The organism is Desulfatitalea tepidiphila (genome assembly GCF_001293685.1).
GTDB classification, from domain to species: Bacteria; Desulfobacterota; Desulfobacteria; order Desulfobacterales; family Desulfosarcinaceae; genus Desulfatitalea; species Desulfatitalea tepidiphila.
Map to the genome: position 1 here is coordinate 256,111 of NZ_BCAG01000006.1, position 15,055 is coordinate 271,165.

Below are 15,055 nucleotides of genomic sequence, written 5' to 3' on the forward strand. Positions count from 1 at the left end.
GGTTTATGGCTCATAGGCTGCATCGATGCCGCGCGGTTCGGCGTTGGCATCGCTCTGGTTGATAAAATAGACCGCCACGTAATTGCCAACGTCCCAGATCTTCTCCGATTCGAGCTCCCGTTTGAAATAGGGCATGGCCGTGCCGGTGATGCCGTTCATGATCTGATAGTAGAGTATACCGCCGCTGATCTCCCGGTTTTTGAGGATCGTGAAGTTGAGCGGCGGCGGGTAGATCCACGGCTGGGCCGGCCCCATGCCGTCGCCCACCGGTCCGTGGCAACCGATGCAAAAATCCTGGTAGATCTTGTGACCCCGGGCCAACCCTGCGTCGGTGGTGGGATAGGGGTTGGGCACGTCCCGCCATCCCTGGGGAATGTTCTCATTGAGCCACTGCACGTTGGCGTCCGGGCCGGCCTCGTAAGCGGCGATGGCCTTGGCCTTCCAGTAATCCTGGCGCGCCATGCGGTGATCGGCATCCTTCATGCCCAGGCTCTGGATATAACGGATCAGCTCCTCGGTCCGGAGCTCGCCCAGAAAGGCGAAGGGCGGCATCAGGGAGAGGGGCCGAGTGAACCGCGGATTGGCGAAATGGGCCCAGTGCCAGTCGTCCGGGTGTTCTCCGCCGGCCTGAGAAAGATCCGGCCCGGTGCGCTGGGAGCCGAGCAGTATGGGATGATCGGCCACATAGTCTCCGGCCTGGGCGATGCGTTCGGCGCCCAACCCCCAGTCGATGGTGCGGACCGACTGGCTGTGGCAGTAGACGCACCCGTTGGCGATATAAAGCTCGCGGCCGGCCGCTTCAGGATCGCTGCGCTGCCGGAAAATCTCCGATGGCACGGTCTTGCTGGTATGCGCATAGGGCAAGAGAATCACGACAAAGACGATGGTCGCCAATATCAGGACACTGCCGACGACAACGGCAAGAGGGGTCATCTTCATGACGGCGCTCCGCTTCCAACCCACACGGATCGAACGATATTGTAAAAGCCCAGCACGGCCGAGCCGAAAATCATCAGGCCCAAACCGGCCCGCACCACATAATAGACATGAATTTCTGGCAGCACCCGGTAGACGGTCTCGCCGTTGAGCCAGGCATTGCCCTGAATCAGGCCGGCGATGGTCAGCACGATGGTGAATCCCACCATTCCGATCAGGACCATCCAGTATTGAAAATCGGCCAGAAAGCGGCTGAACAGGGGCCTTCCGGTCAGTTTGGGGATCGTGTAGTAAAGCCCGCCCAGGGCGATCATACCGGCAAAGCCGAGGACACCGATGTGGGCATGGGCCACTACCCAGTTGTTGAAGTGGGTGACGCGCTGTACGTCGGGCAGGGCCATGAACGATCCCTGGATGCTGACAAAGAAGTACATGATGGTGCCGGTGAAGACGAACTTGGCCCCGATGTCGGCGTGGATCTCGCCCAGTTTCCCCTTTGCCGTGTACCAGATGTTGATGAGGAAAGCCATGACCGGTATCACCATGGCGACGCTGTCCACGATGGCCACCACCTTGAGCCAGGTGGGCACCGGCACCTGCAGCAGGTGGTGGGTGCCGATATGGGTGTAGACCACAATCAGGGACCAGAAGCCGAGCAGCGACAGGGTATGGCTGTATAGCGGATTGCGGGTCGCCCGCGGGATGACATAGTAGGCCACACCGGCCGACAGGGGCGTCAGCAGCAGACCGAATATGTTGTGGCCGTAAAACCAGAGCAGAATGGCGTCGGGAATACCCACCAGGGCACCGCTATCGGGTCGCCAGATGACATTGCCCAGAATGTAGGTGCAGGCCGTGAGAATGCAGCCGGCCAACACGTACCACACCGAAACGTAAAGAATCGGCTCCTCGCGCTGCTTGACGGTCATGATGAAGTTGAAAAAAATCAGCAGGAAGGCGACCACCACGACCACGTCGATGGACCACACGAGTTCGGCATATTCACGCCCCTGGGTCATGCCCATGGCCAGGGTCGCCACCAGAGCCACCAGGGCCGCGTTCCAGCCGACGGCGGTAAAGACGCCCAGGCGTTCGCTGTAGAGCCCTGTGCCCAGCAGGCGCGGAATGTAGTAGAAGGCCGCGCCCAGCAGGCCGGGGGTCACGAATCCGAACAGCACCAGGTTGACATGGGTCGGCCGCACCCGGCCGAAGACGATGCCGCCCATATTGGCGGTGAGGTCGGGCGCCATCAGCTCGGTGGCGCCGAGCAGCCCGTAAAAGGTCGCCACCATCATCCAGAACCCGGAGGTCAGGCAAAATGCAGTGGCCGTCGGGTATTTCAAGATCGGTTTCGCTTCCAATCGAAGATATCTCCTAGTCCCGCTTCGCGGAGCCTTATAAAATCAACGTCATTGATTTCAGATGAATGTCGGCTCGCCTTCATCCGTCGTGTATCGGCGATACCATCTATCCATCGACAGAATTCCTTCGCTTAAAACTTAACACTTAACACTTTAAATTTATTCCCTATCAATCAACTATGACACCCCAGCCAGCAATCCAGGTTGGCCTTCTTCTCCCGATGGCACTCGATGCAGAAGCCCATCTTGAATCGCTCGCCCTTGAGCCGATCCATCTCCCTGACCTCGCCATGGCACGATTCGCAGGCGATATCCTTCAGGATATGGCGCTGATGGTTGAACAACACGTGCTCGGGCAGATAGAACACCTTGACCCAGGGCGTGGGGGTGTTGGTGTTGAAATAATCATGCTCCTTCCGGATCTCCGGATGGTTGGCAATGATGTAATTGTGACAGAAAAGACATTTTTCCACGGCAGGCAGGCCGGGATGGTGCGAGCGCGCCACATAGGAGTGGCAGAAGCGGCAGTCGATGGCCTTGTGGCCGGCATGCAGCCGATGGCTGAACGGAATCGGCTGGGCGGCGCCGACCCGGGTGGCGGGCGACGCGTAGTAGAAAAAGAGAAAGCCCAGGGACAACACCACGCAACAGGCCACCCAGAAGAGCGGCCCGCGGTTGAGCCAGACCACTTGGACGCTGTCGCCGAACGCGGTCAGAAAGCGCATGGGATGCCCCTTGGTGCCGATCAGGACGGCGACGGTCAGCAGGCCGAGCAGGGAAATGGCGGTGATCAGGATCTCCATCAGCGCTTATCCTCCAACCGGTGCACCAACACCGCGGGAAACTGTCTCAAATAAATTACCACCGACGCCGCCAGAAGCCCCAGAAATCCCAATGCCACCAGGGGATCAATCCAGCTCAACGGCAGGCGTTCGACACCGTGATGAAACACCGGCCCGAGCAGCAGAAAATGTTCCAGCCACATCCCCACGATGACAGCGCCGCAGATCACGACCATGGCCGCCGGGAGGGTCTTGATGCGCTTGTTGAGCAATATCAGGAACGGCGCGATGAAGCAGATCGCCAGCACGGCCCAGGCCAGGAAGCTCCAAGGTGCGGTCATGGTGCGTTCGATGACGTAGGCCGTCTCCTCGGAGATGTTGCCGTACCAGATCACGACGAACTGGGCATAGAAGAAATCGGCCCACACCAGGCCGAAAGCGAAGAAGAGCTTGCCGATGTCGTGATAGTGGGAGGCCGCGATGCTGAAGCCGGTGCGCCCGCCCAGCTGCAGAATCGCCGCGGTAATGATCAGGGCCCCGAACCCCACGTAAATGGCCTTGACGAAGGAGTAGGCGCCGAACAGGGTGGAGTACCAGTGGGGATCCATGCTCATCACCAGGTCGTAGCCGATCAGGGAGAGCACCACGGCGAAGACGAACATGTAAAGAAACGCGAGCACGGTGGCACGTCGGTGAAAACGGCCGGGCTCGGGCGGCCGGGTCTGCCAACGGCTGAAAAGCCATTGCGCCACGGGACCTCCGCTTTGCCGGACGGCCAGCTTGAGCCCCAGGGCATGATAGAGATAGGCCAGGCCCAAACCATAAAGCAGCAGAAGGCCGACGGCGTCCCTGGAAAAGAGGAAAGGCAGGTTGAGCCACACCTCCTTGCCGTGCAGGTCGTGGCCCAGCCAGGGAAAAATGTGGCGGCGTCCGATGAACAGCAGCAGGAAAAGCACGAACGAGACCGGGAAGAACGAGGTGAACGCCTCGGCCAGGCCGGCCAGCGGACCGCTCCAGCGGGCACCCACGGCATGCATGAGGGTGGAAAAGAGCACGGCCCCCTGGGCGATGGCCGAAAACAGCAGAAAGCTCACCAGGTAGGACTGCCAGGCCCGCGCGGCGTTGTCCCCGAACAGCTGGGATACGAAAACGACAAGGCCGGCTGCGGTCAGCAGGCCGCAAAACACCAGCGGCATGACCGGCCGGTTTGAAACGGTTGCGATAGCAGAATTAGGGCCGTTGCTCATGGGGTTGGCCCTCCTTGCGGCGGTTGATCCGGCACTCCCTGTACATCTTCGGCGGTCTTGATGTCGGCCCCCTTGGCTTCGAAAAAACGATACAGCCCCTTACATTCACTGGCGTCACAGCTGGCCAGGACGCCGAATTTGTGGCCGGTAAAGCGAGGATCGTAAAACTCGTCCTGCTTGAAGCGTGGCAGACGCGCCTGGGAGATCAACCCCAGGACATTGCCGAAGACAGCGAAGAGAATGGTGAACTCGAAGCCCACGATGAAAAATGGCACCAGGGCCACGATAGGCTTGCCGCCCACGATCATGTCCCAGCGCGCGGACGTGAAAGCGGCCAGCAGAAATCCGGTGAAAAACCCGGTGATGCCGCCGGCCAGGGTGAACCAGCCCACCTTGCTCTTGGGCGCCTCAATGGCCCCGGCGATCTCGTGGCTGGGGATGGGGCTGTGCACCCGCTCCAGAGTGTAGGCCGTGTTGCGCAGCCCGCGGATGGCCGATGCAGCCTGGATCTCGGTGTCGAAGATCCCCATGATCGAAGCGCGATCAGTCGGCATGGGCACCTCCTTCATGCAGCGTCTCTTTCATTTCGGTCATGGAGACCGAGGGCAGGTGTTTGACGAACAGGACGAAGAGGAAGAAAAATAGGCAGAAGCTGCCGATCATGATGCCGAACTCCACCAGGGTGGGCCGGTACAAGCCCCAGGCGTAAGGAAGAAAATCGTGGGCCACGGACCCGATGATGATCACGAAGCGCTCGTACCACATGCCGATATTGACGAAGATTGAAATCACGAAGAGCCACTTGATATGGGTGCGGATCGGCTTGATCAGGAAAAGCAGGGGAATGACCGTGTTGCAGATCACCATGATCCAATACTCCACCGCATAGTCGCCGAACATACGCCATCGGAAGGTCTCCATCTCCACGATGTTGTGGCTGTACCAGGCGATGAATACCTCGGTGCCGTAAGCGAACCCCACGATCAGACCGGTAAATACGATGGTTTTGGCTACGCTTTCCAGAACCCGCACGGTAATGATCTTCTCGTAGTGAAAGATCTTGCGCAAAGGGATCATCAGGGTCAGCACCATGGCCAGACCCGAATGGATGGCCCCGGCAACGAAGTAGGGTGCGAAGATCGTGGTGTGCCAGCCGGGCACCACGCCCAGAGCGAAGTCCCAAGACACCACGCTGTGCACCGAGATGACCAGGGGTGTGGCCAGGGCCGCGAAGAAGAGATAGCCGCGGGTGTAGTGGCGCCACTGCTCGTACTCGCCGGTCCAGCCCAGGGAGATGATGGCGAAGATCTTACGGCGCACGCCCGTGGCCCGATCGCGAATGGCGGCCAGATCGGGCAGCATGCCGGTGTACCAGAAGAGCGAGCTCACGGTCAGGTAGGTGCTGATGGCCACCACGTCGAACATGAGCGGCGATTGGAAGTTGGGCCACAAAGTGCGCTGATTGGGAATGGGGAGCATGTAGTAGACCATCCACACCCGGCCCAGGTGGATAAACGGATAGAGGCCGGCCGTGCAGACGGCGAAGACGGTCATGGTTTCGGCGGCGCGGGCGATGGGATTGCGCCACCCGGCGCGGAACAGATGCAGGATCGCGGAGATGAGAGTGCCGGAGTGAGCGATTCCGACCCAGAAGACGAAGTTGATCAGGTAGGTGCCCCAGTGAACCGGGTTGTTCTGGCCGCCGACGCCGATGCCCGTGAAGATCTGGTAGAGCCAGCAGGCGGCGCCCATGAGCACGCCGCAGAACAGCAGCGCCACGACCACCCAGTAGTTGCGGCCCGGCGGCGCCAGGGTATCGATGACGGTGTCGTCGATGGACTGATAGGTGAGTGCGGTTTGGGTCATGGGTGTTAGGTCAAGTCTAAAGTGTTAAGTTTAAAGTGAAGGAATGGGGTCGATTTTGATTTCGGATCTCCCGTCTCTTGTCTTCCGTTTGAATTTTTAAAGCTTCTGAATCACTTTCTTCAAATAGATCACCGCTGGCTTGGTGTTCAGATAACCCATCACCTGGTAGGCCCTTGGATCTTCGATCTTCTTGCGCACCGCGCTGTTCGGGTCCATCAGGTTGCCGAAGATCAGCGCATCGGTCGGGCAGCTTTGCACACAGGCCGGCACCACCTCGCCGTCGCGGATGTCGCGGCTTTCGTTCTTGGCCTGGTGGTGGGCCGCCTTGATGCGTTGGATGCAGAACGAGCACTTCTCCATTACGCCCTTGCTGCGTACCGTGACGTCGGGATTGAGCTGCAGGTTGAGCGGCTCGGGCCACTCCCAGTCGAACCAGTTGAAACGCCGAACCTTGTATGGACAGTTTTGGGCGCAGAAACGCGTGCCGATGCAACGGTTGTAGATCTGGTTGTTGAGCCCCTCTTTGGAGTGATGGGGTGCGTAGACCGGGCAGACCGATTCGCAAGGCGCGTTGTCGCAATGCTGGCACATCATGGGCAAAAAGATCATCCGGGTGGGATCCTCGGGGTCGTGGTAGCGCTCGATGCGCATCCAGGCCATCTCCCGGCCTTCGATGATCCGCGCCTCGCCGACGATGCCCAGATTGTTTTCCGCGTAACAGGCGGCCACGCACGCACTGCAGCCGATGCACCGGTCCAGGTCCACCACCATGCCCCACCGATAGCCGTCGTGATCGTGGGGCGGGTAGATGTCGCGGCTGTGGTCGTAGCCCTCGGGCAGCGGCAGGGTGAGAGGGAAGTCGTTCATGGTGAGGCCTTCCAGCCGGTCGGAATCGGAGGCTTTGTCCAGCGGCACGCTCAAGGCGATCTTGCGATCATGCTGGATGCGGCTGCCCGACAGGGTGGCCAGGGCCGTACTGCCCGCGGACGCGTCGAGACTTTCGACCACGGCCGTATAGTCGGGAGCGCCGCTCTGGGCTTCGGTTTGCCCGTCCAGCAGGGCCACGGGATTGACTCCCTGCCCCTGGGCGTAACGTCCCATCCGGGTATGCCCCTGTCCAGCGGAAACCACCACGACTGTGGGGTGAACGCCGGGGTGGCCATAGGCCTGCAGTGCGATCTTGCCATAGGCCGTGGCCACTTGAATTTTCCGGCCATCCTGCCAGCCACGGGCGGTCATGACCTGGGGGTTGACCATCGCCAGCGACTGCCAGGCCACCTGGGAAACGGGGTCGGGAATTTCGGGGAGCCAGGGACGGTCGGCGTGGCGGCCGTCGTAAAACCGCAGGGAAGAGACGACATGGAGCACCATCTTGTCGGCGGCCGGCAGTGCCAGGCGGCTCAGGGCTTGGACCAGCGTCCGCACCGAGGCGGACTCCAACCGGGGCATCGGTTTGGATGCCGATCGGCCGGCCACGAAGCGTCCACCGTTTTGAACGAGTTGCAACCACTGGTCCGGAGAGTCGATGTCGTTTTCGCGTGCGATGCGTTCGGTCAGATAGTGGCGGTAGTCCCCCAACGGACGCTGGTCGTCGGGGAGCAGGTTCAGGAAAAGATCCCCGATGTTGGGCGCCGGACTGATGCGGCCCAGGGTGGGCTGCAGGGTGGCGGTCATGGCCTGTTTGCTCTCGTAGGCATCCCACGATTCCAGGGGGTGCTGGACCGGGATGATCAGATCGGCGGCCGCAGCGGTTTCGTCCATGATGGACGCAAAGGCCACGGTGAAACAGCGCGCGTCATCGAGCACCCTTTGAACCGGAGGGTCGGCCGGCAACGCATAGAGGGGATTGACCCGGTTCAGCAGCAGCAGATCGACCGGCCGATCGGCCAGACGCCGCCAGAACGCGTTGATCTGCGCCCGGGGGGCGGCGATCTCCACTCGGTGGCGCTGGTCGAAATCGAAGAGCCCGAAATCGGGATCGAGGATGGCGTTGAGCATCAAAACGGCCAGGTCGGCGGCTGCCGAGGCCGCGCCGCAGGAGGCGGCCGCGGTGGGCAGGATGAGCGGCCGCCGGGCGGTCTGAAGGCGTTGGGCCAGGATTCTCAGGGTGTCGGCCGCAACGCCGGTCTTTTGGGCCAGGTCGGCCGGCCGGTATCCCGCGCTTGCCTCCATCAAGGCGACACGGAAAGGCCCCGGCAGATCCCGGCCAACGCCGTCGTCCAACAGCTGGGCGATCAGGGCCATGGCCACCAGGGCTTCGCTGCCGGGTCGGCACATGATCCACTGGTCCGCATTGGCCGCCGTCAGGGATTGATAGGCGTTCACGTGGACAAAAAAGCCCTTGGTGCCATTGTCCCAGGCGTGCATCATTTTGAATTTGCGGCTGTACTCCACCGGGGAGAGCCAGGTTTCCAGGAAGTCGGCGCCGAATCCCACGATCAGATCGGCCTGATCGAGATGGTAACCGGGCAGTTCTGCCCTTCCGAAGAGCTGGTCGTGGGCGAATTTGAGCGATTCGTAGGCAAAGGGTTCGAAGATCAGGGGACCGGTGCTGCGATGGCCGGCGAGCACCGAACCGAACAGGTCGAGCAGATGGCGGCCGGTCACCTCGGACAGCATGGCAACGCGGTCCGGTCCGGCGGCCGCCGCCGCATGGGCCTTTTGCTGGACGATGGTCAGGGCCTGGGCAAAGGAGATCTTCCGCCACCCCTCCTTTTCCTTGAGGAGCGGCGCGTGAATGCGGTCGGGGTGATACAGCCCCTGCAGCGCCGCATGCCCGCGGGCGCACAACTTGCCCTGGTTGACCGGATGGAGCGGATTGCCCTCCAGCTTGACCACCCGGCCCTCGCGGTTCTTGGCCAGGATGCCGCAGCCGGCCGGACATTCGCGGCAGGTGGAGGCATACCAGGTGGCTTCGCCGGTCACCATGTCTTCGGGTGCACGCACCAGGGTGTAGAGATGTTTTTCGGGATGTGCATTGCAGCCGGCGGCAAAGGCCACGCTTCCCATTCCGGCCAATTTGAGGAAGGTCCTTCGATCCATACACCCTGCCTGTCGATACCGCCGCGCGTCGGCAACTGATCCGGTGCGTTCGATCCATGCCGTCAACTTTGCATGGAGACGTGCCGAGAGGGAAACATCGCGTGTGAACGGCGCCGGAAAACGAGCGATATGATTTAAACGGTAAACATGTTCGAAGTCAGCATGAACGATAGCTTCAAATCAGGTAACAGAAGCCGGACTGTATTGTCAATTGCTTAAACGGCCAATCCGGCCTGCTGCATCAGCGGCACCAGGTGGTCGAAGCTCTCCCGGCCGGCCGCCTCGGGCCGATCCACGTAAGGGTAAAGCTCCAGGCTGATGTCGCGGGCATACCCGAGCGAGCGCATTGCCTGGAACATGGCCGGGAAATCGATGGCGCCCAACCCGGCGATCAAATGGTTGTGGGTCCGATCCGCGGCGATGTCTTCGATATGCATGTGCCCCACCCACTGAAAAAGCTCTTCCAGTGCGCCGGCCGGATCTTCACCCGCGCAGAAGAAGTGCCCGATATCGAAATTGACGCCCACCGCATTGCAACGGATCTCGCGCACGAAGGGTTTGATTTCCGATGTCCGTTCCATGAGCAGGTTGGGTTCGGGTTCGATGAGCAGTTGGACGCCCAACGCTTCGGCCCTGGGAATCACCTGGTCCAGGCCTTTGTGAAACAGGGCCAGAGCCTCCTTGCGGCTCATGCCCCTGGGCAACGGGCCGCCCGGGGGAACGGAGATGTTGGCGCAACCGAGAGTGGCCGCAATCTCCAGGCAGGCCAGGGTGTGGTCAACCCGGATCTGGCGCCGCTCGGCCTCGGGCTCGATCCAGGAGGGCAGATAGGTGTCGCCCACGGCAAAGAGGGTGAAGCTGTTCAGGTTGGTCGGTTTCAACTGGTTTGCCGCCAGCCGTGCACTGACGTCGACCAGACGGTTGGTGTCATACTCGGGTGGATAGAGATGGGGTTGGTCGCACATGATCTCCACCCCTTTGAATCCCAATTCGGCGATTTTGTCCAGCGCGTCCAGAAGGGAAAATTTGACGAAGGCGTTGGTGCTGTATCCAAAAACCATTTCGATTCATCCTGTCGTTTTCAATGGTAGGTCAATCCAAAGGGCCCAAGATCCGTTCGACGATCTGTTTTTCCAGTCGGTCGAGAGCGGCCAGCTGATCCTGAAAGGTCAATGGTGGATGCTCGCCCACCGCCTTTTTGAAGTAAAACCCCAGGTCGGAACAGGGGCCCCCCATTTCGGCGTTCTTCAAGGCCGCCACCCAGCACGCCAGATCGATCACCAGGGGCGCGGCCAGTATGCTGTCCCGGCCCTGCAAATTGAGTCGCAGGCTCATCGGCATGCCAAAAATACCCTTGAAATCGATGACATCCCATGCCTCTTTGGCGTCGCCGCGCGGCGGGTAGTAATCGATATGCACCTTGTGGCTGGCCTCACCATAGGGTTCACCGACGCAATATCCAAGAATCTCATCCAGCAGGTTGGTCTTGTTCCGCAGTTTTCCGCAGGCCCGGTCCGGATCCATCAGATTCCGGCCATCGGCATTGCCCAGAATATTGAGGCTGTACCAGCCATCCACATACAATGAACGCGCCTTGAGCGCCGAGGCCAGTACCACCTTCAGGTAGGTCTGGCCGGTCTTGCCGTCCCTTCCCGCCAAGGGAATGTTGCGCAGGTCCGCCTCGCGGCAGACCAGGGGCAATTCGACGGTGTTGGGGGTAAAGTTGACGACGGGGATTCCCATCAATACGGCGGCCAGAACATAGCCCAAATCGGGAAGGGCCGGTTCGTTCATGCGGCCGAGGTCGTCCAGGGATTGGAGCTGGTGGGCCTGCCCGAAATCGCAGGCCGCGGGCAGCAAATTGACCAGCACTGGTTGGGCACCGGGATGATCGGACAGAAAGCGGTGCATATCCTGCTGAACCACTTTCACCTGATCGGCGAGACGGGCATTCTGATCCGGCGCCGGCCGCACCGCGACCCCGGCCAGGGCCTCGGCGTGCGGACGCCATTGAGACTGCGGGATGACCCCGTGCCGTTCGAGTGAACGGATCAGCGGTACCGGATCGGTATCCCAACCGGTCATCCGCATCGACTGGGGGACGCCGCATCCCCGAAGTCGGCCTCTGGTCGTCAGGCCGGACAGAATCGGGTTCGGATCTGTGGCCATCTGTGCAATGGCGGCGGCCAGGGTGGTGCCGATGGCACCGTTGGCCCCCGCCACCATGAGCAGGAGTTCGCGTTCAGCGGTCTGTTCTGTCGATATCATCGCGGGTGTTTCCGTAGGGGTGGACCGATTTTCGCGTCTCGCACAGAGCGGCACCGCCTTCTAACCGGCCGGCCGTGCGAGCGCAAAAATGCGCGCCATCGCCTCCGACCGGGTCAGCGACGGCGCCCGTGACTGGATCGTGTCAATTTTGTGGGCGGTTACTCCACCGCCCCGCTGATGACAAACCCCTTGGTCGTCCCTCCGGTGGAAGAAGAGGTCCCGGCGATACGCGCCAGGTAGGCGGGGCCGAGTTTTTCGATATGATCGCCGATGTTGTCGAAGTAGTTGTAATGGGACTGTTCCTCGTCGATGATGGTCTCGAAGAGTTTCATGCTGGTGCTGTCCCCGTTCTCGCGGCAAATTAGAAGAAATTCGTTGTAGACGTCGATGGTATGGTCTTCCAGGTCCGCATCGAAGGGGAAAATGGCTTCGACCGGTTGGCCCTTCTTGGTCTTGGCGGCGGGTTCGGTTACCGGTTCGCCGCCCAGTTCCTTGACGCGTTCGGCGAACATTTCGGCATGGCGCATCTCGTCGATGGCGATCAGTTTGATGTTGGCCGCCAACTGGCCGTAATCCATGTCGTCCAGGTTGTAGTGCTGGTTCATGTACTGGGTGATGGCCTGCAACTCCATGGCGCGGGCCTTGTTCAACACGTCGATGACCTTGGCTTTCTTGTCGTTTTTCGCGGGTTTCGGCATGGTGGGTATCCTCCTTTGGATGCGTTCGTTTCAAAAACGGATGCGGCAACCGGCCGGTCCGGAAGCGATTCTGCCCATGGGCCCGCCGCCTCACTGTTGATTCTGCGGATTGCCGTCCGGATTATACTTCAATTCGTCGAAGTCGATGTTTTTGGCCGCCGCCTCTATTTCCTCCCAAGGTATTTCCGGCAAGGAAAGGCGGTCGGGCCGCAGACGCCGTGCGTCCCTCAGGTAGACATGCACGATCTCTTTGCTGCTCTTGCCCGTATTCCAGTGCACGAGCACCCGTATGCAGCGCGGCAGGCCGCCGGGCACCTGCATTTCGTGCCCACAGAGCAGGGCCGCATCATACCAGCCCAACTGGCGGGCCGCCAGAGCCGGATAGGTCGCCGTCAAGTCCACCGTGGTCGTAAAATAGGCGCTGGCCACATCCTCGGGGTCGACACCGTTGGCGCGGATCAAGATGAACAACATCTCGCGGGTGGCCTCGAGAATGGCCTCGCTGCTGTTTTCGGTCACCGTGGTGGCGCCGCGAATACCGCGGCACCTGACAGCCGGCGGATAGCCCTCTCCGGCTTGTACCTTACCCGTCATCGCCCCCCTCTTCATGTTTCCTGTCGGCACCATCGAGCAAATAGATAGCACACTATCGGGTGTGTGTTAAAGTGATGTTTTACGCCGATCCCGCGGATTCGAGTGTTGCGCCATCAAACGTGCAGCGCGTGTCGTTGGCCGTCGATCTCGATGGTGGTCTTCGAGTAGGTCAACTTTTCGACCATGCGGCCATCCCTGAAATGCATCACGTCCACGCCGCGTCGTTTTTCCAATCGGCGCTCAAAGCCCTTTTCCCGGCATGGCCATTCGAGCCGCCATCGAAAAAGCACTTTTTGCGCGGCTTCGTCGATGAAAAGATCTTCATGAATGAAGCTGAAATCGCCCTGGGCAAACCAGGGACCCCATGCCTGGCGCAACTTCTCTTTACCCCTGGCCTGGCCTCCGGTCCAGTTGTCGAAGACGATATCCTCGCTCATCAGGGCCAGGACGCCTTCCAGGTCGTAATTGGCCCAGGCGACGTTCCAATTCTCGATGGCGCGTTGCAGCGCGTCTCTAGACAGCTTCATGGCGGTCTCCTTCCGCAAAAAAGTTTCAATGTGTTGAATGAATGCCTCGGCCCCTTCCGGACAGGTGATGGTCCAGACCGGCAAATGCGTGAAAGGCGTCAGATCGGCACATGCGGTGGGGCACCCCTGGACGGCCAGGACGAGATCCAATTCCCCGCTGTCCGGCCTCACGAGAACGGCATCCGGGGCGATGCGCGCCGCGATCTCCTCGACCAGGGCGACGCGATCGTAATCGGGCGTGCACCCCCCGCAATACTTCAAACCGATCTTCAAAGGGTGGGCATCACGCATCTTCGATGCCGGAGAGCTTTTGGGCCGCCCGCTTCTTTTCGGCCAGGTTGACCAACCGGGAAATCATGATGCGCTGGGCCTGGGGCGATCCGGCCCCGTGCATGGACTCGGTCAGATAGCCCACCGCCGCCGTTCCCAGGGTGAGGTTTTCGATCAAGCGCAGGATCCGCATGCGGTTCATGGTGGGCACGTCGCAATCGCCGGCATAGTATTTTTCCAACCACTTGGCAGTCGCCGGCGCCTTGAAATCATCCTCGGCCGGCATGGTCACCATCAGGCCGCCGGCGATATCCTGGGCCAGGCGGGCGATCTCGTATGGAAAACGGGTGACGTTCTGCTTGTGCACGTTGGCCAGGAGCTTGTCTACTGCATAGGTGCCGCTCGGCTCCTTATGCCCTTCGCTGGCGCAGGAGATGCAGCCGCAATAGAGGGTTTCGTTGAGATGGTTCATCTCGATGATCTTGTCCTTGACGTGCGATGCGCGCTCGACGCCGTTATATTCGGCCACGGTCTGGGCCGCTCCGATGAGCACGTCGCCGACCCCGACCTTGCAGGCATAACTCTGGCGGTGATAGGCGGCGAAGTTTTCCACCAGGCTGCCGGCGAATTCATACTCCTTGTACATGAACACGCGCTCCCAGGGTACAAAGACATTGTCGAAGACCACCAGGGCCTCGTGACCGCCGAAAAAGGGATTTCCCCGATCCAGCTGCCCGGCTTCCAATTTGCGCGTGTCGCACGACTGGCGTCCCATAATATAGATGATGCCTTCGGCATCGCTGGGCAGGGCGAACGAAACGGCGTAATCCTTGTCTTCGGCGCGCATGGCGATGGTGGGCATGACAATGACCTCCTGGGAGTTGACCGCGCCGGTCTGATGGGCCTTGGCACCGCGCACCACGATGCCGTCGGCACGCTCCTCGACCACGTGCAGAAACATGTCGGGGTCGGTCTGCTTGTGGGGCGGCAGGCCGCGATTGCCTTTGGGGTCGGTCATGGCGCCGTCGCAGGTCAGATCGTTTTCCTGCACATAGGTCAGATAGTCGATGAAGCGCTTGCAATAGGAGGTCCCGTGCTTCTGGTCGATGTCGTAGGTGACGATGGACAAGGCGTTGAGCGCGTCCATGCCCACGCAGCGCTGAAAGCAGCAACCCGTGGCCCGTCCCAGCAGGCGGCCCATCTTGCTCTTTTTCACCAGGTCGTCGATGTTCTGGTGGATATGGGTAAAACGGTTGATCCGCTTGCCGGTGATGTGCGACGTGGCGGTCATGATATCTTCGTACTCGGGCCGCATGGCCATTTCGTAGGTCTTGGCCACGGCATTCATGGAGGGACGAATGATCGGATCGTCCACCACGTTATCGACGCGCTTGCCGAACATGTAAACCACGAGGTTCAGGCGGCGCAGGCTCTCTTCGTATTGCTGGGGGGTCATCATGGCGG

Annotated in this window: 13 protein-coding genes; all 13 read right to left on the reverse strand. The window is 60.6% G+C overall.

All coding sequences use genetic code 11. The annotated features are described in order from the left end of the window. Positions 1 to 3: 3 nt before the first annotated feature. On the reverse strand, positions 4 to 939 hold the full coding sequence (locus DFT_RS21125; protein WP_054033223.1) for a cbb3-type cytochrome c oxidase subunit II: 936 nt from the start codon (positions 937 to 939) through the stop codon (positions 4 to 6). Next, entirely contained in the window at positions 936 to 2,297 is a 1,362-nt protein-coding gene (locus DFT_RS21130) for a cbb3-type cytochrome c oxidase subunit I (RefSeq protein ID WP_054033224.1), read from the reverse strand. The genes DFT_RS21125 and DFT_RS21130 overlap by 4 nt, the downstream gene beginning before the upstream one ends. Before the next feature lie 173 nt (positions 2,298 to 2,470). Beyond that, the gene (locus DFT_RS21135; protein WP_235506294.1) at positions 2,471 to 3,100 is read right to left on the reverse strand and encodes a cytochrome c3 family protein; all 630 of its coding nucleotides are present in this window, start codon (positions 3,098 to 3,100) and stop codon (positions 2,471 to 2,473) included. After that, entirely contained in the window at positions 3,100 to 4,326 is a 1,227-nt protein-coding gene (locus tag DFT_RS21140) for a hypothetical protein (protein ID WP_054033225.1), read from the reverse strand. Before DFT_RS21140 ends, DFT_RS21135 begins: the two co-directional genes overlap by 1 nt. Then, positions 4,323 to 4,880, reverse strand: coding sequence for a DUF3341 domain-containing protein (locus tag DFT_RS21145; protein WP_054033226.1), 558 nt, complete (start codon positions 4,878 to 4,880; stop codon positions 4,323 to 4,325). The genes DFT_RS21140 and DFT_RS21145 overlap by 4 nt, the downstream gene beginning before the upstream one ends. Beyond that, the gene (gene nrfD, locus DFT_RS21150; RefSeq protein ID WP_054033227.1) at positions 4,870 to 6,192 is read right to left on the reverse strand and encodes an NrfD/PsrC family molybdoenzyme membrane anchor subunit; all 1,323 of its coding nucleotides are present in this window, start codon (positions 6,190 to 6,192) and stop codon (positions 4,870 to 4,872) included. Before nrfD ends, DFT_RS21145 begins: the two co-directional genes overlap by 11 nt. 96 nt (positions 6,193 to 6,288) lie before the next feature. After that, positions 6,289 to 9,234 carry a 4Fe-4S dicluster domain-containing protein gene (locus DFT_RS21155; RefSeq protein ID WP_054033228.1) on the reverse strand — a complete coding sequence of 982 codons (2,946 nt, stop codon included), beginning with the start codon at positions 9,232 to 9,234 and terminating at the stop codon, positions 6,289 to 6,291. A gap of 215 nt (positions 9,235 to 9,449) precedes the next feature. Continuing rightward, positions 9,450 to 10,295, reverse strand: a complete 846-nt coding sequence (locus tag DFT_RS21160) for a sugar phosphate isomerase/epimerase family protein (protein WP_054033229.1) — start codon at positions 10,293 to 10,295, stop codon at positions 9,450 to 9,452. A 31-nt stretch (positions 10,296 to 10,326) separates the two neighbouring features. Next, entirely contained in the window at positions 10,327 to 11,502 is a 1,176-nt protein-coding gene (locus DFT_RS21165; RefSeq protein ID WP_054033230.1) for an inositol-3-phosphate synthase, read from the reverse strand. A 158-nt stretch (positions 11,503 to 11,660) separates the two neighbouring features. Then, positions 11,661 to 12,200 (reverse strand): bacterioferritin, encoded by a 540-nt coding sequence (locus DFT_RS21170; protein WP_054033231.1) that lies wholly within the window; start codon positions 12,198 to 12,200, stop codon positions 11,661 to 11,663. A gap of 90 nt (positions 12,201 to 12,290) precedes the next feature. Beyond that, a complete protein-coding gene (gene aroH, locus DFT_RS21175; RefSeq protein ID WP_054033232.1) occupies positions 12,291 to 12,794 on the reverse strand; it encodes a chorismate mutase in 504 nt (167 codons plus the stop codon). A gap of 113 nt (positions 12,795 to 12,907) precedes the next feature. After that, positions 12,908 to 13,612: a YybH family protein gene (locus DFT_RS21180; RefSeq protein ID WP_054033233.1), complete on the reverse strand. Its 705-nt coding sequence runs from the start codon at positions 13,610 to 13,612 to the stop codon at positions 12,908 to 12,910. Next, positions 13,605 to 15,050 (reverse strand): 4-hydroxyphenylacetate 3-hydroxylase family protein, encoded by a 1,446-nt coding sequence (locus tag DFT_RS21185; RefSeq protein ID WP_054033234.1) that lies wholly within the window; start codon positions 15,048 to 15,050, stop codon positions 13,605 to 13,607. The genes DFT_RS21180 and DFT_RS21185 overlap by 8 nt, the downstream gene beginning before the upstream one ends. Positions 15,051 to 15,055: the final 5 nt, after the last annotated feature.

Coding starts and splice junctions, on each gene's coding strand:
- DFT_RS21125 (WP_054033223.1), bottom strand. CDS start 939: ATGAAGATGACCCCTCTTGCCGTTGTCGTCGGCAGTGTCCTGATATTG.
- DFT_RS21135 (WP_235506294.1), bottom strand. CDS start 3,100: ATGGAGATCCTGATCACCGCCATTTCCCTGCTCGGCCTGCTGACCGTC.
- DFT_RS21140 (WP_054033225.1), bottom strand. CDS start 4,326: ATGAGCAACGGCCCTAATTCTGCTATCGCAACCGTTTCAAACCGGCCG.
- DFT_RS21145 (WP_054033226.1), bottom strand. CDS start 4,880: ATGCCGACTGATCGCGCTTCGATCATGGGGATCTTCGACACCGAGATC.
- nrfD (WP_054033227.1), bottom strand. CDS start 6,192: ATGACCCAAACCGCACTCACCTATCAGTCCATCGACGACACCGTCATC.
- DFT_RS21155 (WP_054033228.1), bottom strand. CDS start 9,234: ATGGATCGAAGGACCTTCCTCAAATTGGCCGGAATGGGAAGCGTGGCC.
- DFT_RS21160 (WP_054033229.1), bottom strand. CDS start 10,295: ATGGTTTTTGGATACAGCACCAACGCCTTCGTCAAATTTTCCCTTCTG.
- DFT_RS21165 (WP_054033230.1), bottom strand. CDS start 11,502: ATGATATCGACAGAACAGACCGCTGAACGCGAACTCCTGCTCATGGTG.
- DFT_RS21170 (WP_054033231.1), bottom strand. CDS start 12,200: ATGCCGAAACCCGCGAAAAACGACAAGAAAGCCAAGGTCATCGACGTG.
- aroH (WP_054033232.1), bottom strand. CDS start 12,794: ATGACGGGTAAGGTACAAGCCGGAGAGGGCTATCCGCCGGCTGTCAGG.
- DFT_RS21180 (WP_054033233.1), bottom strand. CDS start 13,612: ATGCGTGATGCCCACCCTTTGAAGATCGGTTTGAAGTATTGCGGGGGG.
- DFT_RS21185 (WP_054033234.1), bottom strand. CDS start 15,050: ATGATGACCCCCCAGCAATACGAAGAGAGCCTGCGCCGCCTGAACCTC.